Source organism: Leifsonia sp. 466MF, from assembly GCF_900100265.1.
In the GTDB taxonomy this organism is placed as follows: Bacteria; Actinomycetota; Actinomycetes; order Actinomycetales; family Microbacteriaceae; genus Leifsonia.
Genome location: NZ_LT629696.1, coordinates 1349252 through 1369095, shown reverse-complemented (window position 1 = coordinate 1369095; position 19844 = coordinate 1349252). Strand labels below are relative to the sequence as shown.

The window sequence follows — 19844 nt, the reverse complement described above, 5'->3', positions numbered from 1 at the left end:
GTTACTTCACCTCGTCGTTCGCGACGTCGTGCACAGGGGCGTCGGGGGCGTCCTTCGCGGGACCCACACCGATCGGGATGCCCGCCTCGGGGTGGTTCAGGTCGAACGCCGGCGACTCCGAACGGATACGCGGGATCGACGTGAAGTTGTGCCGCGGCGGCGGGCAGCTGGTCGCCCACTCGAGCGAACGGCCGTAGCCCCACGGGTCGTTGACCGTGACCTTGGGCGCGTTGCGCGCGGTCAGGTACACGTTCACGAAGAACGGGATCATCGAGATCGCCAGGATGCCGGCGCCGATCGACGAGACCTGGTTCATCCAGGTGAAGCCGTCCGACGGCAGGTAGGTGGCGTACCGGCGCGGCATGCCCACGACTCCCAGCCAGTGCTGGATGAGGAAGGTCGTGTGGAAGCCGATGAACAGCAGCCAGAAGTGCCACTTGCCCAGCCGGTCGTTGAGCATCTTGCCCGTCCACTTGGGCCACCAGAAGTAGAAGCCGGCGAACATGGCGAACACGACGGTTCCGAACACCACGTAGTGGAAGTGCGCGACGACGAAGTACGTGTCGGACACGTGGAAGTCGAGCGGCGGCGACGCGAGGATGACGCCGGTCAGACCACCGAAGGTGAACGTGATCAGGAAGCCGATCGACCAGAGCATCGGCGACTCGAACGTGAGCGACCCGCGCCACATCGTGCCGATCCAGTTGAAGATCTTCACACCGGTCGGGACGGCGATGAGCATTGTCATCAGCGAGAACCACGGCAGCAGCACCGAGCCGGTGACGTACATGTGGTGCGCCCACACCGTGACGGACAGGGCGGCGATCGCGATCGTCGCGTACACCAGCGTCTTGTATCCGAAGATCGGCTTGCGGCTGAACACCGGGAAGATCTCGGACACGATGCCGAAGAACGGCAGAGCGATGATGTACACCTCGGGATGGCCGAAGAACCAGAACAAGTGCTGCCAGAGCAGGGCTCCGCCGTTCGCCGCGTCGTAGATGTGCGCGTCGAACACGCGGTCGGCAGCGAGAGCGAAGAGGGCGGCGGCGAGCACCGGGAAGGCCATCAGCACGAGGATCGACGTCACCAGAGTGTTCCAGGTGAAGATCGGCATGCGGAACATGGTCATGCCCGGGGCACGCATCGTGATGATCGTGGTGATGAAGTTCACCGCGCCGAGGATGGTGCCGAAGCCCGACAGACCGAGGCCGAGCACCCAGAGATTGCCGCCGATTCCCGGCGAGAAGGTCGTGCTCGAGAGCGGTGCGTAGGCGAACCAGCCGAAGGACGCTGCGCCCTGCGGGGTGAGGAAGCCGGCGACCGCGATCAGCGAGCCGAACGAGTAGAACCAGTACGCCAGCGCGTTCAGACGCGGGAACGCCACGTCAGGTGCGCCGATCTGCAGCGGCATGAGCACGTTGGCGAAACCGGCGAAGAGCGGCGTCGCGAACATGAGCAGCATGATCGTGCCGTGCATGGTGAACAGCTGGTTGTACTGCTCCTTGGTGGCGACCACCTGCAGGCCCGGCTCGAACAGCTGGGCGCGGATGATCAGCGCCATCACGCCGCCGATGAGGAAGTACACGAACGACGAGACCAGGTACATGTACCCGATGGTCTTGTGGTCCGTCGACGTGATGTAGTTCACGAGGATGTTGCCCTTGCGCTCCACACCGTTCGCGGTGAGGAACGTGGGCGCTGGCTTGGGGGCGGTGGTCGCTCCCGGTGCCGGTGCTGTCGTCGTCATCTGTGCGTCCTACTCGTTGCCCTGCGGGGCGCCCGTTCCGGGCAGGTTCTGGTTGCGGTCGTACTCGGAGCCCAGCTGACCCTCGTAGCCCTGGGCGCGGAGGCTCTTGATGTGTGCGTCGTACTCGGACTGCGGGACGATCTTCACGTTGAAGAGCATCGCGGAGTGGTACTCGCCGCAGAGCTCGGCGCATTTGCCGACGAAGGTGCCCGTGCGGTCGGTCGTCTCGAAGTACATGTAGTTGGTCTTGCCCGGGATGACGTCCTTCTTGTAGAGCATCGCCGGCACCCAGAAGGAGTGGATCACGTCGCGCGAGTCGAGCTGGATCGTGATCTTCTTGTTCTCGGGGAGGTACAGGGTCGGGACCTCGCCCTCCTGGACCGATCCGGGGGTGGCGCTGTTGTCATCCGGCTGGACCTGGATTCCCGGGTCGTAGACGTTGTCGCTGACGTAGTTGAAGTCCCATGCCCACTGCTTGGCGTAGACCTGGATCTTGACGTCCGGGTTCGCGTAGGGCTGCTCGATGGCGTTCTGGTCGCGCGCGGTGAAGGCGAAGAAGCCGAGCACCAGGATGAGCGGCACGATCGTGTAGAAGATCTCGATCGGCATGTTGTAGCGCAGCTGCACGGGGAGGCCGGTCTGGCCCTTCCGGCGGCGGTACACGATGACCGCCCAGAGCGTGAGGCCCCAGACGACGATGCCGACGATGAGCAGGACGATCCAGCTGGTCACCCAGAGGCCGCTGATGCGGTCGGTGTGGTTCGTGACGGGCGGCTCGCCCTCGACGAAGCCCGGGAGGAATCCGTGCAGCTGAGCCTGCGTGCAGCCCGCGAGTGCCACGACGAGCGTCGCGGCGATCGGGATGGCAGCCCATCGGAGACGGCGATTGTGACGCACCGGTGACCTTTCGAGTGACTACTGGACAGTTCACATGCAACTGTATGTGGCTGTGTCTACCCTACTCCGACTGACACCCTGATCCGAACAAAAGGGCCGCCCTGTGGAGGGCGGCCCGATGTGTTTCTCTGTGCTATATGAGGCTCAGTGGAAGGAGTCTCCGCACGCACAGGAACCGGTCGCGTTGGGGTTGTCGATCGTAAAGCCCTGCTTCTGGATCGTGTCCTCGAAGTCGATCGACGCACCGTCGAGGTACGGGACGCTCATCTTGTCGACGATGACCTCCACCCCGTCGAAATCGACGGTCGCGTCTCCGTCGAGCATGCGCTCGTCGAAGTACAGCTGGTAGATCAGACCCGAGCATCCGCCGGGCTGGACGGCGACGCGCAGACGCAGGTCGTCGCGGCCCTCCTGCTCGAGCAGGCTCCTGACCTTGGATGCCGCGGCGTCGGTCAGGCCGACTCCGTGGGCCTTGGTCGCGGTCAGCGTTGTGTCGGTCATGGGACTCCTCACGAAGGTGAAACGGGACTTCGGAACGAAATCTGCGTCGATTGTACGTCGCCGAACTGGAAATTCGGCAGAGCGCGGGATCTGCTCAGGATGCGGTGCGCCCGTTGAGCCGCGAGAGCAGGAGCGCCTCGGTCAGCACGGCGCGCTTGAACACGCCCAGGTGCAGCGACTCGTTGGGGCTGTGAGCGCGCGTGTCCGGGTCCTCGACGCCGGTCACGAGGATCTGCGCGGCCGGGAACTCGCGGACGAGATCGGCGATGAACGGGATGGAGCCGCCGACGCCGGTCTCGACTGCTTCGGCGCCCCAGGCGTCGGTCATCGCGCGCTTCGCCTCGGTCGCCGCCCATCCGTCGGTGTCGACGAGGAACGGGTCGCCGAGGTCGACGTCGTCGATCGCGATGTGCGCGCCGAACGGCGCGTGCGCCCGCAGGTGGCGTTCGAGCGCCTCGTACGCCTCGCGAGCGGGCTGGCCGGGTGCGACGCGGGAGCTGATCCGCACGGCGACGCTGGGCAGCAGGGTGTTGGATGCGTTGGCCACGCTGGGCGCGTCGATGCCGGTGACGGTGATGGTCGGCTGCGACCACATCCGCGACAGGATCGGCCCCCTTCCGACGCTGGTGACGCCCGGCAGGAACGCCGCGTCCTCGGCGAGCTGCTCCTCCGTGAACGCCGGCGGCTCGGCCGCTGCGTCGTACGAGGTGAGCCCCTCGACGGCCACCGCGCCATCGTCGTCGTGCAGGGTGGCGAGCAGCCTGACCATGGCGAGCATCGCATCCGGTGCCGCTCCCCCGAACATGCCCGAATGGGATGCGTGCTCCAGGGTCGAGACGGTGAGCCGGAACGTCACGTTGCCGCGCAGCGACACGGTCAGCGCGGGAGTGTTCACGTCGACGTTGTCGGAGTCGGCGACCACGATGACGTCCGCAGCGAGGGCCGCGGTGTTCTGCTGGAGGAAGTTCGCGAACGAGCGCGAGCCGAACTCCTCCTCCCCCTCGATGAAGACGGCGAGGCCGACCTCCAGGTCGTCACCCAGCACATCGCGCAGGGCGCGGACGCTCGCGACGTGGGTCATCACGCCCGCCTTGTCGTCGGCGGCGCCGCGGCCGTACAGGCGGTCGCCGCGCACGGTCGGCTCGAACGGCGGAGTGTCCCAGTTCGCCTCGTCCCCCTCGGGCTGGACGTCGTGGTGCGCGTAGAGGAGCACGGTCGGGCGGCCGTTCTTCGCGGCCCGCGTGGCCAGCACGGCCGGCTGTCCGAGCGTGTCGCTGTCGCCGATCGGCGCCTGCTTGATCTCGACGCTGTCGAACATCCCCGTGTCCGTCAGAAGCGCGGCGACGGCTTCGGCGCTGCGGCGCACGTTCTGCGGGTCGAACGCGGACCACGACACCGAGGGGATGCGGACGAGCTGCGAGAGGTCGGCGACGGCCGACGGCAACCCCGCCTCGACCGCGGCGCGGACCTCCCCTTCGACGCCGGGGGTCGCTCCGCCCGACGCATCGTCGGCGGCCGCGGGAACTGGGGTCTGCTGGCTGTCTGTCATGCGGGTAATCTTAAGCGGACCCCACAAGCGAAGGCTCGAAGTTGGCGAAACGACAGAATGCGGCAAGCGAGGCGGAGACGCCCGTCGCCGAGACCCCCGAAGAGACGGCTGCCCGGCTGAAGCAGGGCAAGGGTGCACCGACGCCCTCGCGCCGCCAGCAGGAGGCCGCCCGCAAGCGCCCGCTGGTGCCGACGGACCGCAAGGAGGCGGCGCGCGTCGCCCGGCAGAAGCAGGCGGAGGCACGCGAGAAGGCGCGCATCGGCATGGCGGCAGGCGACGACCGCTATCTGACCGCTCGCGACCGCGGACCGCAGCGCCGGTACGTGCGCGACTACGTCGACGCCCGGTTCTCGATCGGCGAGTTCCTCATCCCCGTGATGCTGATCGTCATCATCCTGACCTTCCTGCCGTGGCCGGAGATGCAGGTCTACGGCCTGTTCGCGCTCTGGGGCTTCTTCCTGATCGCGGTCATCGACTGCTTCGTGCTCGGCTTCCTGGTGCGCAAGCGCATCGGCGCCAAGTTCGGCGCGACGAAGGTGGAGCGCGGCCTGCGCTGGTACGCCGCGATGCGCGCACTGCAGCTGCGGGTCATGCGCCTGCCGAAGCCGCAGGTCAAGCGCGGCCAGTTCCCGAGCTGACGTGGCGATCGTCGCGGCGGCGGACGGCTCCGCCCTCGGCAATCCCGGCCCGGCCGGCTGGGCCTGGTACGTGGATGACGACCACTGGTCCGCGGGCGGCTGGCCGCACGGCACCAACAACCAGGGCGAGCTCATGGCGGTCATCGACCTGCTGGAGGCGACCGCCCACCTCGGCGACGACCTGCACATCTTCTGCGACAGCCAGTACGTGATCAACGCGGTGACCAAGTGGATGCCGGGCTGGAAGCGCAAGGGATGGCGTAAGGCCGACGGCGCTCCGGTGCTGAACCGCGAGCTGTTGGAGCGTCTCGACCGTGCCCTGCAGGGCCGCAGCTATCGCTTCGAGTGGGTCAAGGGCCACGCGGGCCACGAGCTCAACGAAGCGGCGGACGAGCGTGCTCGCGCCGTCGCGCTCGCGTATCAGAAGGGCGACCCCATCCCGATCGGTCCGGGCTGGCCGGGTCGCGCGGCCGTCGCGGAGGAGCCGGCGCCGGCACCAGCGGCAGCGGCGCCCGCGGCTGCACCAGCTGCCGCCGCTGCAGCCGCCGTACCCGCCCCCGCGCAGGACGCCTCCCTCGAACTCGACCTCTTCGCCGACCTCGCCGCCGACGAGACGGACGAGCAGGTCGTCGCGCGACTGGAGCGCGAGCTGCTGGAGCCCGCGGTGCGCTCGGACGCATCCCGCCTCGCCGAGCTGCTGCATCCCTCGTTCGAGGAGATCGGGCGCTCCGGCCGGCTCTGGGGTCGGGATGCGATCATCTCCGAGCTGGCCGTCGAAGACGATCAGGCGGCCGCCATGGAGGTGCTCGCGGTCGACCGCGTCGCCTCGGAGACGCTGCTGCTCACCGCACGAACGACGGATGCGCGCGGAGCGACCCTGCGCAGCTCGCTGTGGGTGCGCAGCTCCGGACGCTGGCGCCTACGGTTCCACCAGGGCACGCCGGAGGCGTAGCAGCCCCCGGTTGATCTGCCGGGCCCAGAGCGGGCCGCGGTAGAGGAACGCGGTGTAGCCCTGCACCAGGGTCGCCCCGGCACCCAGCCGCTCCTGCACGTCCTCCGCGGTCTCGACGCCTCCGACGGAGATGACGCAGAGCTCGGCGGGCACGACGGCCCGGATGAGGCGCAGCACCTCCAGGGAGCGCGCGGCGAGCGGGGGGCCGCTGAGGCCGCCTGCCCCCGCCGCTTCAACGACGGAGGGATCGGTGCGGAGCCCGTCGCGCGAGATCGTGGTGTTGGTGGCGATGATGCCCGCGAGTCCGAGCTCCACGGCGAGGCGCGCGATGCGCTCGACCTGCTCGTCGGTGAGGTCGGGGGCGATCTTCACCAGGAGCGGCGTCGCGCCGGCGACATCCTTGACGGCGGTGAGGAGCGGGCCGAGCAGTTCCAGCTCCTGCAGGCCGCGCAGGCCCGGGGTGTTCGGGGAGCTGACGTTGACCACCAGGTAGTCGGCCACCGGTGCGAGCGCGCGGGCGCTGGTGAGATAGTCCTCCGTCGCGTCCTCGACGGCGACGACCCGAGACTTGCCGATGTTCACGCCGAGCACGGGGCGCTGGGATGCGCGTCGCACGCGGAGCAGCCGGTTGGCGGCGGCACCGGCGCCATGGTTATTGAAGCCCATCCGGTTGATGACCGCACGGTCCGGGATGAGACGGAACAGCCGCGGCTTGTCGTTGCCGGGCTGCGGCCGGGCGGTGATCGTGCCGACCTCGACGTGGCCGAAACCGAGTGCGCCGAGACCGAGCACGCCCTCGCCGTCTTTGTCGAAGCCGGCGGCGACGCCGAACGGCGAGTCGAACCGCAGACCGAGCGTCTCGACGGCGAGCGACGAATCTGGGGCCGTGAAGCGCCGGGCCAGGCCGCCGAGCCCGACGGCCGGGAGGGCGCGGATCACCACGAAGGCGAGGTGATGGGCCCGCTCGGGGTCGAGTCGGGACAGGACGAGGTCGAAGAGTGCGCGATACATGCCGGTAAGAGAATACCTGGCTTAGTCGACCTGCACCGGCTCCGCGTGGTGCGCCAGCCGCAGCGAGCGGATGGCCTCCTCGAAGTCATCGAGCGAGTCGAAGCCCTGGTAGACGCTCGCGAAGCGCAGGTACGCCACCTCGTCGAGCTCGCGCAGCTCCGGCAGGATCGCCAGACCGATGTCGTTGGCCTCGATCTGCGACGCGCCCGTCGAGCGGATGGTCTCCTCGACCTTCTGCGCCAGCACGGCGAGATCGGAGTCGGTCACCGGCCGGCCCTGGCAGGCCTTGCGGACGCCGAGCACGATCTTCTCGCGGCTGAACGGCTCCGCCACCCCGCTGCGCTTGATCACGCTGAGGCTCGCCGTCTCCGTCGTCGAGAAACGACGGCCGCACTCCGGGCACTGCCGGCGGCGGCGGATGGACAGCCCGTCGTCGCTCGTCCGAGAGTCGATGACGCGGGAGTCCGGGTGACGGCAGAAAGGGCAGAACATGGAGGGATTCTATCGCTCAGCGGGTGCGGAACCGCTGGGTGACCGCTTCGCCGTGCGCGGGCAGGTCTTCCGCCGTCGACAGGGCGACGATCCGGTCGGCGACCTCCTGCAGTGCCTCGCGGTCGTACTGCACGACCTGCTGCGGCCGGAGGAAGGAGTACGCGCCGAGTCCCGACGAGAACCGCGCCTGACCGCCCGTCGGCAGCACGTGGTTCGACCCCGCCAGGTAGTCGCCGAGGCTCACCGGCGACGTCGGCCCGAGGAAGATGGCGCCGGCGTTGCGGATGGAGCCGAGGAGCTCCTGCGGGTCGTCCGTCTGCAGTTCGAGGTGCTCCGGGCCGTAGGCGTTGCTGAACGCGGCGGCAGCGGCCAGGTCGTCCACGAGTACGATCGCGGACTGCGGGCCGCCCAGCGCGGTGCGCACCCGCTCGCTGTGCTTGGTGGCGCCGGCCAGCGCATCCAGCTCGGCCACGACCCGCTCGGCGAACGCTGGGCTGTCGGTGACCAGCAGGGATGCGGCCGCCTCGTCGTGCTCGGCCTGCGACACGAGGTCTGCCGCGACGTAGGCGGGGTCCGCCGAGTCGTCGGCGATCACGAGGATCTCGGTGGTTCCGGCCTCGGAGTCGATGCCCGCCTGCCCGCGCACTACGCGCTTCGCGGCGGCGACGTAGATGTTGCCCGGGCCGGTGATGACCTGGACCGGGTCGAGCCCGAGCTCTTCGACTCCGTACGCCAGCGCGCCGATCGCACCCGCGCCTCCCATCGCGTACACCTCGTCGATGCCGAGGAGGCCCGCCGCGCCGAGGATGACCGGGTGGACCGCTCCCCCGAACTCGCGCTGCGGGGGGCTGGCGAGGGCGACGGAGGCCACGCCGGCGATCTGCGCCGGCACGGCGTTCATGACCACGCTCGACGGGTACACGGCCTTTCCGCCCGGCACGTAGAGTCCGGCGCGCTCCACAGGCTCCCAGCGCTGCACGATGGACGCGCCCGGGCGGATGACGGTCTCGGTCGGCGGCGGAACCTGCGCGGCCGTCGCCTCGCGCACGCGTGCGATCGCCTCCTGCAGCGCCTCTCGGACCTCGGCGGGAAGGGCCTCGACGGCCGCATCGATCTCGGCCTGCGGAACGCGGACGGAGGCGGGAGCCGCGCCGTCGAAACGCTCGGCCTGCTCTGCGAGGGCGGCGACGCCGCGATGGCGCACGTCATCGATCAGCTCGGAGGCGACCGACATCGCCACCTGCACGTCCACGACGGGACGGGGCACGAGTCGCTGGAAGGCGGCGCGAGTAGGCTGGACACCGCGGAGGTCGATGGTCTGGATCATGGCCCATCCACCTTATCCGCTCGGGCGAGTCCCTCCCCCGCGGAATGGTCCACACAGATTCGGGCTTGTATCCAACAGTATGAACAGCGCATCCCCCGACCCCACCGACGGCGCCATTGCCGACGCGACCCCCGACCTCGCGGCCTTCCGGCAGACGTTCCGGCGGCACGCGGCCGGGGTGGCCATCATAACGGCCCAGCGCGAGGACGGCACGCCCGTCGGGTTCACCGCGACCTCGCTCGCCTCACTCGCCGCCGTCCCGCCGCTCGCGACGTTCAACATGGCGCTGTCTGCCTCGAGCTGGCCGGCGATCGCGGAGACCGATCGCGTCGTCATCCACACCCTCGGGGTGCGCAACCGCGAGGTCGCCCAGACGCTGTCCGGCGACAACAGCCAGCGGTTCCTCGGCGACCACTGGTACCGCGGCCCGCACGGCCTGCCGGTGATTAAGGACACGACGGCGTGGATGATCGGACGGATCGTCGAGCGCGTGCAGGTGCACCAGAGCGCCGTGGTCGTCGTGCAGATCGAGCAGGGTGGCCTCGGCGAGGACGACGCGCCGCTCGTCTACCACGAGCGCACCTACTGGCGTCCCGGCACCCCGGTCTGACCCGGCGCCCTCCGGACCCCGGTCAGACCAGGCAGTGCGGGCCCAGCAGGCCCTTCAGCTCGCCGTAGAGATCGGCGCTCACCGTCACCGGCTTCGGCACCTCGAACACGCGCGCGACCTGCCCCTTCACCAACCGGAGACGCACCTCGCTCTCGCCCGGATGCCGTGCGAGCACCTCGCTCAACGACATGACCGTGTCGGTCGTCGCCCGCTGGTCGGGCATCGTGATGACGAGCGGACCGGAGTCGTTCGCCTGCCCGAGGTCGGGCGTCATCAGCGAGAACGCGTGCAGGTTCATCCCGTCGTCGCGCAGGCTCACCCGGCCGCGGACGACGACGATCGCGTCTCCCTGCAGCTGCGCCGAGTACTCCTGGTACGCCTTGCCCATGAACATCACGGTCAGCTCGCCGCCGAAGTCCTCGACCTGGATCATGCCGTACTGATTGCCGGACGCCTTCGCCACGCGATGCTGCACGCTCGTCACGAGGCCCGCGATCGTCACCGTCTCGCCGTCCTGGATGTTCTCCGACGCCACGAGCTCGGCGATCCCCGTGCTGGCGAGCTTCGCCAGCTGCAGTTCGAGGCCGGCGAGGGGATGGTCGGAGACGTACAGCCCGAGCATCTCGCGCTCGAACGCCAGCTTGTCGCGCTTGGCCCACTCCGGCCGCTGCGGGATGTGGTGCTGCGTCTGCGACACCTCGTCCTCGCCCCACAGGCTGTCGAAGTCGAACCCGACGTCGCCGTTGGCCTCATTGCGCTTGATCTTCACGGCCGATTCGACCGCATCCTCGTGCACCTCGACGAGCGCACGGCGGGTGTGGCCGAGCGAGTCGAACGCGCCCGCCTTGATCAGCGACTCCACCGTGCGCTTGTTCGCGGCGTGGATGGGCACCTTGTTCAGGAAATCGTGGAACGACTCGAACCGGCCCTTGCTCTCGCGCGCCTCGCGGACGCCCTCGACGACGTTGGCGCCGACGTTGCGGACGGCTCCCATGCCGAAGCGGATGTCCTCGCCGACGGCGGCGAAGTAGAGATTGGACTCGTTGACGTCCGGCGGGAGCACTGTGATGCCCATGCGGCGGCACTCGTTGAGGTACAGCGCCATCTTGTCCTTGGAGTCGCCGACGCTGGTGAGCAGCGCGGCCATGTACTCCGCCGGGTAGTGCGCCTTGAGGTACGCCGTCCAGTACGAGATGACCCCGTAGGCCGCCGAGTGCGCTTTGTTGAACGCGTAGTCGGAGAACGGGAGCAGGATCTCCCAGAGCTTGTTGACGGCGTCCATCGAGTAGCCGTTGGCCTGCATTCCCTGCGAGAAGCCCTCGAACTGCTTGTCCAGCTCCGACTTCTTCTTCTTGCCCATCGCGCGGCGCAGGATGTCTGCTTGACCGAGCGAGAAGCCGGCGACCTTCTGCGCGATCGCCATCACCTGCTCCTGGTAGATGATGAGGCCGTAACTGGTCGAGAGGATGTCGGCCAGCGGCTCGGCGAGCTCCGGGTGGATGGGCGTGATCGCCTGCTGCCCGTTCTTGCGGAGCGCGTAGTTGGTGTGCGAGTTCGCGCCCATCGGGCCCGGGCGGTACAGCGCGATGAGTGCCGAGATGTCCTCGAAGTTGTCCGGCTTCATCAGGCGCAGGAGGGACCGCATGGGGCCGCCGTCGAGCTGGAACACGCCCAGCGTGTCACCGCGCGACAGCAGTTCGTAGGCGGGCCGGTCGTCGAGCTCCAGGTCTTCGAGCACCAGCTCTTCACCACGGTTGTCGCGGATGTTGTCGAGGGCGTCGTTGATGATGGTGAGGTTGCGGAGCCCCAGGAAGTCCATCTTGATCAGACCGAGCGACTCGCAGGCCGGATAGTCGAACTGCGTGACGATCTGGCCGTCCTGCTCCCGCTTCATGATCGGGATGACGTCGATCAGCGGGTCGGACGACATGATCACACCGGCGGCGTGCACACCCCACTGGCGCTTCAGGTTCTCGAGCCCGAGCGCCGTGTCGAAGACGGTCTTCGCCTCGGGGTCGGTCTCGACGACCGCCCGGATGTCGACGGCCTCCTTGTAGCGCGGGTGGTTCTTGTCGAAGATCCCGGTCAGCGGGATGTCCTTGCCCATGACGGGCGGCGGCATCGCCTTCGTGAGCTTCTCGCCCATCGAGAAGGGGAAGCCGAGGACGCGGCCCGAATCCTTGAGCGCCTGCTTCGCCTTGATCGTGCCGTAGGTGACGATCTGGGCGACGCGCTCCGAGCCGTACTTCTCGGTCACGTACTTGATGACCTCGCCGCGGCGACGGTCGTCGAAGTCGACGTCGAAGTCGGGCATGGAGACGCGGTCGGGGTTGAGGAAGCGCTCGAAGATGAGGCCGTGCTGCAGCGGGTCGAGGTCGGTGATCCGCATCGCGTAGGCGGCCATCGAGCCGGCGCCGGAGCCACGGCCCGGACCGACGCGGATGCCGTTGCGCTTCGACCAGTTGATGAAGTCGGCGACGACGAGGAAGTAGCCCGGGAAGCCCATCTGCGAGATCACGCCGATCTCATAGTCCGCCTGCTTGCGCACCTCGGGTGTGATGCCGTTCGGGTAGCGCTGCTCGAGGCCCTTCTCGACCTCCTTGACGAACCAGGTCTGCTCGGTCTCGCCCTCGGGCACCGGGAAGCGCGGCATGTAGTTGGCGGCGGTGTCGAACTTCACGTCGCAGCGCTCGGCGATCGCGAGCGTGTTGTCGCAGGCGTCCGGGTAGTCGCGGAACAGCTGCCGCATCTGCTCCGGGGTCTTCAGGTAGAACTCGTCGGCGTCGAACTTGAAGCGGTTCGGGTCGTCGAGGGTCGAGCCGGACTGCACGCACAGCAGCGCCGCGTGGCTCTTGGCGTCCTCCGCGTGCGTGTAGTGGAGGTCGTTGGTCGCGACGAGCGGGAGGCCGAGGTCTTTCGCCAGCCGGATGAGGTCGGACATGATCCGGCGCTCGATGCCGAGGCCGTGGTCCATGATCTCGGCGAAGAAGTTCTCCTTGCCGAAGATGTCGCGGTAGTCGGCCGCCGCGGCCCGTGCCGCCTCGTACTGCCCCAGCCGCAGGCGGGTCTGCACCTCGCCGGACGGGCAACCGGTCGTCGCGATGATGCCCTTGGAGTACTTGCTCAGCAGCTCGCGGTCCATGCGCGGCTTGAAGTAGTAGCCCTCCATCGAGGCGTACGACGACAGCCGGAAGAGGTTGTGCATCCCCTCGGTCGTCGCCGCCAGGAGCGTCATGTGCGTGTACGCGCCCGACCCGGAGACGTCGTCGCCGCCGCCGTCGCCCCACCGGATGCGGGTCTTGTCGGAGCGGTGCGTACCCGGGGTGAGGTAGGCCTCCGTGCCGATGATCGGCTTGATCCCGGCGTCGGTCGCCGTGCGCCAGAAGTCGAACGCACCGAACATGTTGCCGTGGTCGGTGATCGCGACGCCGGGCATTCCCTGGGCGGCCGCGGACTCCACCAGGGGTTTGACACGCGCCGCCCCGTCGAGCATCGAGTACTCGCTGTGGACGTGGAGGTGGACGAAGGAGTCGGACATCGATCTAAGCCTAAGGCCGTCCTCCGACGTCGGCCCTACGACTCTCGGAGGACGTCCAGAGCGTGCTGCAGGTCGGCGGGATACGTCGTCGTGAAGGTGACCCACTCCCCCGTCGCCGGGTGGTCGAAGGAGAGCTGCACGGCGTGCAGCCATTGCCGGGTGAGGCCGAGCTTCGCGCTGAGGACGGGGTCGGCGCCGTACATCGCATCCCCCACACACGGGTGCCGCTGAGCGGCCATGTGGACGCGGATCTGGTGCGTGCGCCCGGTCTCCAGGTGGATCTCCAGCAGGCTGGCGGAGGGGAACGCCTCGATGGTCTCGTAGTGCGTCACGGAGGGCTTGCCGCCGGCGACGACCGCGAACTTCCAGTCGGACCGGGGATGCCGGCCGATCGGGGCGTCGATGGTGCCGGTCAGCGGGTCGGGGTGACCCTGGACGACCGCGTGGTAGATCTTCTCGACCGTGCGGTCGTGGAAGGCGCGCTTCAGCACCGTGTAGGCGTGCTCCGACTTGGCCACGACCATGAGCCCGCTCGTGCCCGCGTCGAGCCGGTGGACGATGCCCGCGCGCTCGGCGGCGCCGGAGGTGGAGATGCGGAAACCCGCGGCGGCCAAGGCGCCGAGCACGGTCGGGCCCTCCCAGCCGACAGAGGGATGCGCAGCGACGCCGACGGGCTTGTCGATGACCACGATGTCGTCGTCGTCATGGACGATCGTCAGCTCGGGGACCGCGATCGGCACGATCTCGACGTCGGACTTCGGCTGCCACGAGACCTCGAGCCAGGAGCCGGCGGAGAGGCGGTCGGACTTGCCGGCTTCGCGGCCGTCGACGGTGACGCCGCCGGCCTCGGCGATCTCGGCGGCGAAGCTGCGCGAGAACCCGAGGAGCTTGGCGAGACCCGCATCGACCCGCGAGCCCTCCAGGCCGTCCGGGACGGGGAAGCTGCGCGACTCCATCTAGGCCTGCGGTTTGTCGTCGTGCGGTTCGGGCGCGGGGCGAGTGGTGTCAACGGCCGCTGCATCCGCGGCCGCTGCATCCGCGGCCTCAGCGTCCGCATCCGCCTCATCCTCGTCCTCGTCGCGCGCATGCCGGCCGTCGAGGCCGACACCACGGAGGGTGAGGATGAGGAAGAGCGCCATGCTCGACACGATGGCGACGTCCGCCAGGTTGAAGATCGCCGGCAGCAGCGGGATCTGCAGGAAGTCGACCACGTGACCGACCCCGAAGCCCGGCTCGCGGAACAGCCGGTCGGTCAGGTTGCCGAGCAGGCCGCCCAGCAGGAGGCCGAACAGCACGGCCCAGGCGGTGGAGCGGATGCGCGGGGCGTACCAGATCACGAAGCCCAGGACCCCGACCCCGACGATGGAGAAGATCCACGTCGAGCCGCTGCCGATGGAGAAGGCCGCGCCGGCGTTCTTGACGAAATGGAACTGGAGCAGCTGCCCCAGGACCTCGATCTGCTGGCCCTCGTACAGGTTCGAGACGACCAGGACCTTGGCGATCTGATCGACCAGGTACACGCACAGCGCGACCACCGCCAGGACCGCCAAGGCCCTGATGCTGACCTTGGACCGGGAGGGACTAGCCTCCAAAGCCGGGGAACGCCGGGGGCTGCTGCCCCTGGCCGGAGTCGTCGGAGCCGCCCGCGGGGACCGGCGCCGGGACGGAGCCGCTCACGGGTGCCGCGGAACGGCTGCCGGACGCACCGCCGGGCTGGGCTCCGCCGCCCTGCACCGGAGCGTCGAGGTCGCGGAGCTGGCCCTCGATGTAGCTCTTGAGGCCCTTGCGGTAGTCGCGCTCGAACGTGCGCAGCTCGTCGATGCGGCGCTCGAGGCCGCTGCGCTCCTGGTCGAGGGCGCTGATCTGCGCGCGCTGCTTCGACTCGGCCTCTGCGACGATCCGGGCTGCCGTCGCGTGACCCTCGGCGATGAGCTGGTCGCGCTTCTCGACGCCCTCGCGCACGTGCTCCTCGTGGAGACGGCGGGCGAGCTGGAGCAGGTTGTTGGTGGCGTTGGGGTCGTTCGCGTCGTCCGCGGGCGCCTGGTAGGCCGGAGCGGCCTGCGCCTGCTGCTCGGCCTGCTGCTTCGCCTGCGCGGCCTCCTGCTGGGCCTGGGCGAGGCGCTGCTTGAGCTCCTCGTTCTCGCGCTGGAGGCGCTCGGTCTCGGCGTTGTCAGCCGCCTGCGGCGCTGCGGCGGCGACCGGGGCGGCACCGCCCTGACCGCCGCTGCGCTGCAGCTCGGCGATCCGCGAGTCGGCCGCCACGAGGCGCTGCTTGAGCTCTTCGTTCTCCTGGTTCAGGCGACGCAGCTCGACGACGACCTCATCGAGGAAGTCGTCGACCTCGTCCTGGTCGTAGCCCTCGCGGAACTTCGTCGGCTGGAACCGCTTGTTGACTACATCTTCCGGAGTCAGCGCCATGGCAAGCCACCTTAGATCGTGAAATTGGAACAGAAACGCGTTCAGCCAACGCTAGCAAAGCGGGCGGGAGTCGCGCACTCCAGCGCCTGTCCGGCGCGTCGGCTCGTCAACGATACAACGGGCCTTCCCCCGAACAGCGGACCGACGCTCAGCGGAATCCCAGGGTCACGTACAAGCCGATGATCACCACGAGCATGGTGAGGCTCCAGCCGAAGTCGATCGCCACCGGGCCCATCGAGACGCGCGGGATGATCCGACGGAAGAAGCGGATGGGCGGATCGGTCACCACGTACGTCGACTCGGCGAGCACGAGCCCGAAGCCCCGCGGGCGCCACTGGCGCGCGAAGACGCGCACCAGATCGAGCACGAACCGGGCCCACAGAACGAAGAAGTAGAGCAGCAACGCATAGTAGAGGACGGTCGCGATGAGGGAGACGACAAACACCTTCCCAGTATGGACGAAAGCGCACCGCGTCCCCTGAGCGTCCGCAATGGACGAGAGGGAGGCGGTGCGCTTCGAGCGTCGACGGGCCGGAGCCCGCAGGTTCAGGCCTGGGCGAAGAAGGAGGCGTCGACCTCGGCGTCCTGGCCGCCGTGCTCGCCCGAGACGACGACGTGGCTGGGCGACAGCAGGAACACCTTCGGGGTGACCCGCTCGATCTTGCCGTAGAGGCCCTGCGAGAGGCCGCTGGCGAAGTCGATGAGGCGGCGGGCGTCGCCCTCGCTCATCTGCGAGAGGTTGATGATGACCGGGATGCCCTCCCGGAACGACTCGGCGATCGCCTGGGCGTCGCGGTACTGGCGGGGGTGGACCGTGAGGATCTCGTTCATTTCCTGTACCGATGCATTCCGTGCGGTGGACGACTTGCGCAGCGGCGTGACCGGAGCGCGACCGGCCGCGGGAGCGACCGGAGCGGGGTGGGGGACGGCCTGGACCGGCGACGGGGCCGGGGTGTGGACCGGTGCTTCGCGGCGCGGCTGGTGATGAGCCTGCTCCTGCGGCTGCTCCTCGAACTCCAGTTCCTCGTCGGCGAGGCCCAGGTAGACCATCGTCTTCTTCAGCGGGTTGGCCATGGTTCCTCCGTACAGACCTGCGCGTCGACGCCTCGCCACGCACTTCGAACTCTTCTTTTCGAGATTAACGAAGCTCCGGCCGATTCCCGGTAATGGCGGTCCCGATCCGAAGGTGTGTCGCGCCGGCCGCGATGGCTTCGCGGTAGTCCTGCGACATCCCCGCGGAGATCGACGTGGCCTCCGGCGCGAGGATGCGGACGCGGTCGGAGGCGGCACGGACCCGCTCGAAGGCGCTGGCCGGCGTCTCGCCGAGCGGGGCGACGGCCATGACCCCGAGCAGGTTGAGCCCGGGCGCGGCGAGCACGTGCTCCACCAGCGGTTCGAGGTCGCGGTCGGCGACACCGCCGCGCGCGGGGTCGTCGGTCAGGTTCAGCTGGACGAACACGTCCACATCCGGGTCGCCTTCGCCCTCGCGCGCGGCGAGGGCGTCGACGAGCGAGAACCGGTCGACCGAGTGGATGACGGACGCGTAGCGCCGCGCCTGCCGCGCCTTCTTGCTCTGCAGCTGGCCGACGAAGTGCCACGTGAGGTCGAGGTCGGCGAGCTCCGCCGCCTTCTCCTGCGCCTCCTGGTGGCGGTTCTCCCCCACGTCGTGCACGCCGAGGGCCGCCAGCTCGCGGACGAGCGAGGCCGGGTGGAACTTGGTCACGACGATCGTCGTCAGCTCGTCGGGCGAACGGCCGGCGGCCCGGGCGGCGTCGGCGACGCCCTCCCGGACCGCGGCGAGCCGCTCGGCCAGCGGACTACTTGAGGAAGTCGGGGATGTCGAGGTCGTCATTCTCGTCGTCGAACGCCGGGTCCTTCTGCTGGGCGGCCTCGGTGACCGGGCTCTCGCCCGTCTGCCAGGCGTCGGTCGTCACGGGCGCGGGGATCTCGCCTGCCTCGACCTCGGCGGAGGAGGCCACCTGGGACTCCTCGGAGCCGGCCTCGATGTAGCTGGCGCGGCGCGCATCCACCGCGGCCGGCCGCGTGCTCGGCTCGCCGCCGTCGAATCCGGCCGCGATCACGGTCACGCGCACCTCGTCGCCGAGGGTGTCGTCGATGACCGCACCGAAGATGATGTTCGCCTCCGGGTGCACCGCCTCCTGCACCAGACGGGCGGCGTCGTTGATCTCGAAGATGCCGAGGTTCGATCCACCCTGGATGGAGAGCAGGACGCCGTGGGCGCCGTCGATGGACGCCTCCAGCAGCGGGGAGGCCACGGCCAGCTCCGCCGCCTTGATCGCCCGGTCGGCGCCGCGCGAGGAGCCGATGCCCATGAGGGCGGAGCCGGCTCCCTGCATGACCGACTTGACGTCGGCGAAGTCGAGGTTGATGAGGCCGGGGGTCGTGATGAGGTCGGTGATGCCCTGGACACCGGCGAGGAGCACCTGGTCGGCGGTGGAGAACGCCTCCAGCATGCTGATGCCGCGGTCGCTGATCTCCAGCAGCCGGTCGTTCGGCACCACGATGAGGGTGTCGACCTCTTCCTTCAGGCGCTGCACGCCGGCCTCGGCCTGCTGCTGGCGGCGCTTGCCTTCGAAGGAGAAGGGCTTGGTGACGACACCGATGGTCAGTGCGCCGATCGACTTCGCGATGCGCGCGACGACGGGTGCGCCACCGGTGCCGGTGCCGCCGCCCTCACCCGCGGTGACGAAGACCATGTCGGCGCCCGCGAGCGCCTCCTCGATCTCCTCCGCGTGGTCCTCGGCGGCGCGACGGCCGACCTCGGGGTCCGCTCCGGCGCCGAGGCCGCGCGTGATCTCACGGCCGACGTCGAGCTTCACGTCGGCGTCGCTCATCAGCAGCGCCTGGGCGTCCGTGTTGATGGCGATGAACTCGACGCCGCGGAGGCCGAGCTCGATCATGCGGTTGACGGCGTTGACGCCGCCTCCGCCGATGCCGACGACCTTGATCACGGCGAGGTAGTTCTGTTGTGCTGTCACGTCCGGCCTCCACTGGAACCTTCAACCTCTAGCTGAGGCTTAAAGTCTTGCTGAGTATGCAATTCTCGATCCGACGTTAGGTGGGCCGGGCCGCCGCCCCGGTATCCGGTCAGGCGTGTCGGAAAAGTCGTGCCCAACCCGGTCATCCCGTCGTCACGCTGTGGGGCGAGGAGACGTCGTACCGCGACGATCCCGGCGCGCTCTTCAGCAGGGCGCCCAGGTCCGCCGCCTTCAGCGACGAGTCCTCCGCACTCCCCCACACCACGGTCGCACCGTTGCCCCGGAGAGTGAAGCTCACGTCGTCCTTCGTCTTGGCCGCGATAGTGTCGACCTGCGCGAGCACGTCGGCCGGGAGAGCGCTCAGGACGCTGGCCGCCGCCGCGAAGCCGGAGCCGGCATCCACGTCGGCCGCCCCGCCGCTCGCCGCGATCAGGGGGTACCCGTCCGGCCGCTTCTCGCTGCTCGAGATCGGCACCTTCGCGGCATCCACCAGCGTGTACGCGGCCCCCTGCTGGATGACGCCCACCGGCTGCCGCTCCACCACGCGCACGATGATCGAGTCGGGCGGGTGGCTCTCCACCGTGTAGCTGCGGATGAGCGGGAACGCGGCCAGGTCTCTCGAGATGCCGGCCTGGTCGAGCAGCGGCAGCGGGGTGCCCAGCTGATCCGACAGCTTCTTCTCGACGGCCTTCGCATCCAGCCGGGAGGTGCCGGTCACCTGGATGTGCTTCAGCGCGAGCAGCGGGGAGTACGCGATGAGCGCGACGGAGAGCACGAGCCCGGCCACGACGGCGCCGGCGGCCAGCCAGGCGATGCGGCGCCTGCGCGACCGCTTGGTGAAGCGGCGTACCTCGCCCCGCTCGAGCCGTTTGCGCTCCCGGCGGGCCGCTCGCAGCGCCTTGTCGATCTCCCGGTTCGTGGGGAGCCGCGAGTACGGCGAGGTGTCCGTCGGCCGGTCGGCGCGGGCGGGACGCGTGGGTTCGGCGTCAACGGGCTGCGCGGCCGAGGGATCGGCGATCACCGGGATGGGCTCGGTCACCGTACCGACGCCGCGCGCGGGCGCGGACTCCCGCCGCTGCTCGTCGCGCGCCTCCGGCTCGCGCCGGAGTGGCGCGGACGCCGGCACCTCCTGCCGGTCGAAACCCTGGGGACGCTTCACCGA

General features: G+C 69.2%; 19 protein-coding genes. 3 read left to right on the top strand and 16 right to left on the bottom strand.

Annotation, left to right across the window (positions count from 1 at the left end):
- Position 1: 1 nt before the first annotated feature.
- From ctaD to BLR91_RS06490, 4 genes are all read right to left on the bottom strand, one after another.
- Complete coding sequence (gene ctaD, locus BLR91_RS06505) at positions 2-1750, bottom strand: aa3-type cytochrome oxidase subunit I (protein WP_018191345.1); 1749 nt, start codon at positions 1748-1750, stop codon at positions 2-4.
- Positions 1751-1759: 9 nt separating this feature from the next.
- A complete protein-coding gene (ctaC, locus tag BLR91_RS06500; protein ID WP_018191346.1) occupies positions 1760-2647 on the bottom strand; it encodes an aa3-type cytochrome oxidase subunit II in 888 nt (295 codons plus the stop codon).
- 144 nt (positions 2648-2791) lie between these two features.
- Complete coding sequence (gene erpA / locus BLR91_RS06495) at positions 2792-3148, bottom strand: iron-sulfur cluster insertion protein ErpA (RefSeq protein ID WP_018191347.1); 357 nt, start codon at positions 3146-3148, stop codon at positions 2792-2794.
- 94 nt (positions 3149-3242) lie between these two features.
- Positions 3243-4697, bottom strand: a complete 1455-nt coding sequence (locus BLR91_RS06490; protein WP_089876271.1) for a dipeptidase — start codon at positions 4695-4697, stop codon at positions 3243-3245.
- 41 nt (positions 4698-4738) lie between these two features.
- Here BLR91_RS06490 and BLR91_RS06485 point away from each other — a divergent pair, with 41 nt between their 5' ends.
- Both BLR91_RS06485 and BLR91_RS06480 read left to right on the top strand, forming a co-directional pair.
- Positions 4739-5335, top strand: a complete 597-nt coding sequence (locus tag BLR91_RS06485) for a DUF3043 domain-containing protein (protein ID WP_089876273.1) — start codon at positions 4739-4741, stop codon at positions 5333-5335.
- 1 nt (position 5336) lies between these two features.
- Complete coding sequence (locus BLR91_RS06480; protein WP_089876275.1) at positions 5337-6287, top strand: ribonuclease HI family protein; 951 nt, start codon at positions 5337-5339, stop codon at positions 6285-6287.
- Here the strand turns inward: BLR91_RS06480 and BLR91_RS06475 are convergent.
- Genes BLR91_RS06475 through hisD form a run of 3 tightly spaced genes read right to left on the bottom strand, consistent with a single transcriptional unit; the run spans position 6255 to position 9117 of the window.
- Positions 6255-7298, bottom strand: coding sequence for a quinone-dependent dihydroorotate dehydrogenase (locus BLR91_RS06475; protein WP_089876277.1), 1044 nt, complete (start codon positions 7296-7298; stop codon positions 6255-6257). The genes BLR91_RS06480 and BLR91_RS06475 overlap by 33 nt on opposite strands.
- Before the next feature lie 21 nt (positions 7299-7319).
- Positions 7320-7790, bottom strand: a complete 471-nt coding sequence (gene nrdR, locus BLR91_RS06470) for a transcriptional regulator NrdR (RefSeq protein ID WP_018191352.1) — start codon at positions 7788-7790, stop codon at positions 7320-7322.
- Between the two features lie 16 nt (positions 7791-7806).
- A complete protein-coding gene (hisD, locus tag BLR91_RS06465) occupies positions 7807-9117 on the bottom strand; it encodes a histidinol dehydrogenase (RefSeq protein ID WP_089876280.1) in 1311 nt (436 codons plus the stop codon).
- Positions 9118-9196: 79 nt separating this feature from the next.
- On the opposite strand from hisD, the gene BLR91_RS06460 reads away from it, so the two are divergent.
- Positions 9197-9727, top strand: a complete 531-nt coding sequence (locus BLR91_RS06460; RefSeq protein WP_089876283.1) for a flavin reductase family protein — start codon at positions 9197-9199, stop codon at positions 9725-9727.
- A 22-nt stretch (positions 9728-9749) separates the two neighbouring features.
- Here the strand turns inward: BLR91_RS06460 and dnaE are convergent, their stop codons facing one another.
- From dnaE to BLR91_RS06415, 9 genes are all read right to left on the bottom strand, one after another.
- Complete coding sequence (dnaE, locus tag BLR91_RS06455; protein ID WP_089876286.1) at positions 9750-13265, bottom strand: DNA polymerase III subunit alpha; 3516 nt, start codon at positions 13263-13265, stop codon at positions 9750-9752.
- A gap of 35 nt (positions 13266-13300) precedes the next feature.
- Positions 13301-14221, bottom strand: coding sequence for an RluA family pseudouridine synthase (locus BLR91_RS06450; protein WP_020077379.1), 921 nt, complete (start codon positions 14219-14221; stop codon positions 13301-13303).
- Complete coding sequence (gene lspA / locus BLR91_RS06445) at positions 14222-14815, bottom strand: signal peptidase II (RefSeq protein ID WP_089876288.1); 594 nt, start codon at positions 14813-14815, stop codon at positions 14222-14224. It abuts the gene before it with no gap.
- 31 nt (positions 14816-14846) lie between these two features.
- Positions 14847-15683, bottom strand: coding sequence for a DivIVA domain-containing protein (locus BLR91_RS20325; protein ID WP_020077377.1), 837 nt, complete (start codon positions 15681-15683; stop codon positions 14847-14849).
- A gap of 148 nt (positions 15684-15831) precedes the next feature.
- Positions 15832-16128, bottom strand: a complete 297-nt coding sequence (locus BLR91_RS06435) for a YggT family protein (protein WP_018191359.1) — start codon at positions 16126-16128, stop codon at positions 15832-15834.
- Positions 16129-16229: 101 nt separating this feature from the next.
- Entirely contained in the window at positions 16230-16757 is a 528-nt protein-coding gene (locus BLR91_RS06430; protein ID WP_018191360.1) for a cell division protein SepF, read from the bottom strand.
- A gap of 64 nt (positions 16758-16821) precedes the next feature.
- Positions 16822-17535: a YggS family pyridoxal phosphate-dependent enzyme gene (locus BLR91_RS06425; protein ID WP_089876290.1), complete on the bottom strand. Its 714-nt coding sequence runs from the start codon at positions 17533-17535 to the stop codon at positions 16822-16824.
- The gene (gene ftsZ / locus BLR91_RS06420; RefSeq protein ID WP_018191362.1) at positions 17501-18682 is read right to left on the bottom strand and encodes a cell division protein FtsZ; all 1182 of its coding nucleotides are present in this window, start codon (positions 18680-18682) and stop codon (positions 17501-17503) included. Before ftsZ ends, BLR91_RS06425 begins: the two co-directional genes overlap by 35 nt.
- A gap of 142 nt (positions 18683-18824) precedes the next feature.
- Positions 18825-19841, bottom strand: a complete 1017-nt coding sequence (locus BLR91_RS06415) for an FtsQ-type POTRA domain-containing protein (protein ID WP_089876292.1) — start codon at positions 19839-19841, stop codon at positions 18825-18827.
- Positions 19842-19844 lie beyond the last annotated feature (3 nt).

What these genes read in the sequence shown, in the direction of transcription:
- BLR91_RS06450 (WP_020077379.1), bottom strand. Translation starts at nt 14,221, where the DNA reads ATGGAGTCGCGCAGCTTCCCCGTCCCGGACGGCCTGGAGGGCTCGCGG.
- BLR91_RS06425 (WP_089876290.1), bottom strand. Translation starts at nt 17,535, where the DNA reads ATGACGACCTCGACATCCCCGACTTCCTCAAGTAGTCCGCTGGCCGAG.
- BLR91_RS06475 (WP_089876277.1), bottom strand. Translation starts at nt 7,298, where the DNA reads ATGTATCGCGCACTCTTCGACCTCGTCCTGTCCCGACTCGACCCCGAG.
- nrdR (WP_018191352.1), bottom strand. Translation starts at nt 7,790, where the DNA reads ATGTTCTGCCCTTTCTGCCGTCACCCGGACTCCCGCGTCATCGACTCT.
- BLR91_RS06430 (WP_018191360.1), bottom strand. Translation starts at nt 16,757, where the DNA reads ATGGCCAACCCGCTGAAGAAGACGATGGTCTACCTGGGCCTCGCCGAC.
- dnaE (WP_089876286.1), bottom strand. Translation starts at nt 13,265, where the DNA reads ATGTCCGACTCCTTCGTCCACCTCCACGTCCACAGCGAGTACTCGATG.
- ctaD (WP_018191345.1), bottom strand. Translation starts at nt 1,750, where the DNA reads ATGACGACGACAGCACCGGCACCGGGAGCGACCACCGCCCCCAAGCCA.
- BLR91_RS20325 (WP_020077377.1), bottom strand. Translation starts at nt 15,683, where the DNA reads ATGGCGCTGACTCCGGAAGATGTAGTCAACAAGCGGTTCCAGCCGACG.
- erpA (WP_018191347.1), bottom strand. Translation starts at nt 3,148, where the DNA reads ATGACCGACACAACGCTGACCGCGACCAAGGCCCACGGAGTCGGCCTG.
- BLR91_RS06460 (WP_089876283.1), top strand. Translation starts at nt 9,197, where the DNA reads ATGAACAGCGCATCCCCCGACCCCACCGACGGCGCCATTGCCGACGCG.
- BLR91_RS06490 (WP_089876271.1), bottom strand. Translation starts at nt 4,697, where the DNA reads ATGACAGACAGCCAGCAGACCCCAGTTCCCGCGGCCGCCGACGATGCG.
- hisD (WP_089876280.1), bottom strand. Translation starts at nt 9,117, where the DNA reads ATGATCCAGACCATCGACCTCCGCGGTGTCCAGCCTACTCGCGCCGCC.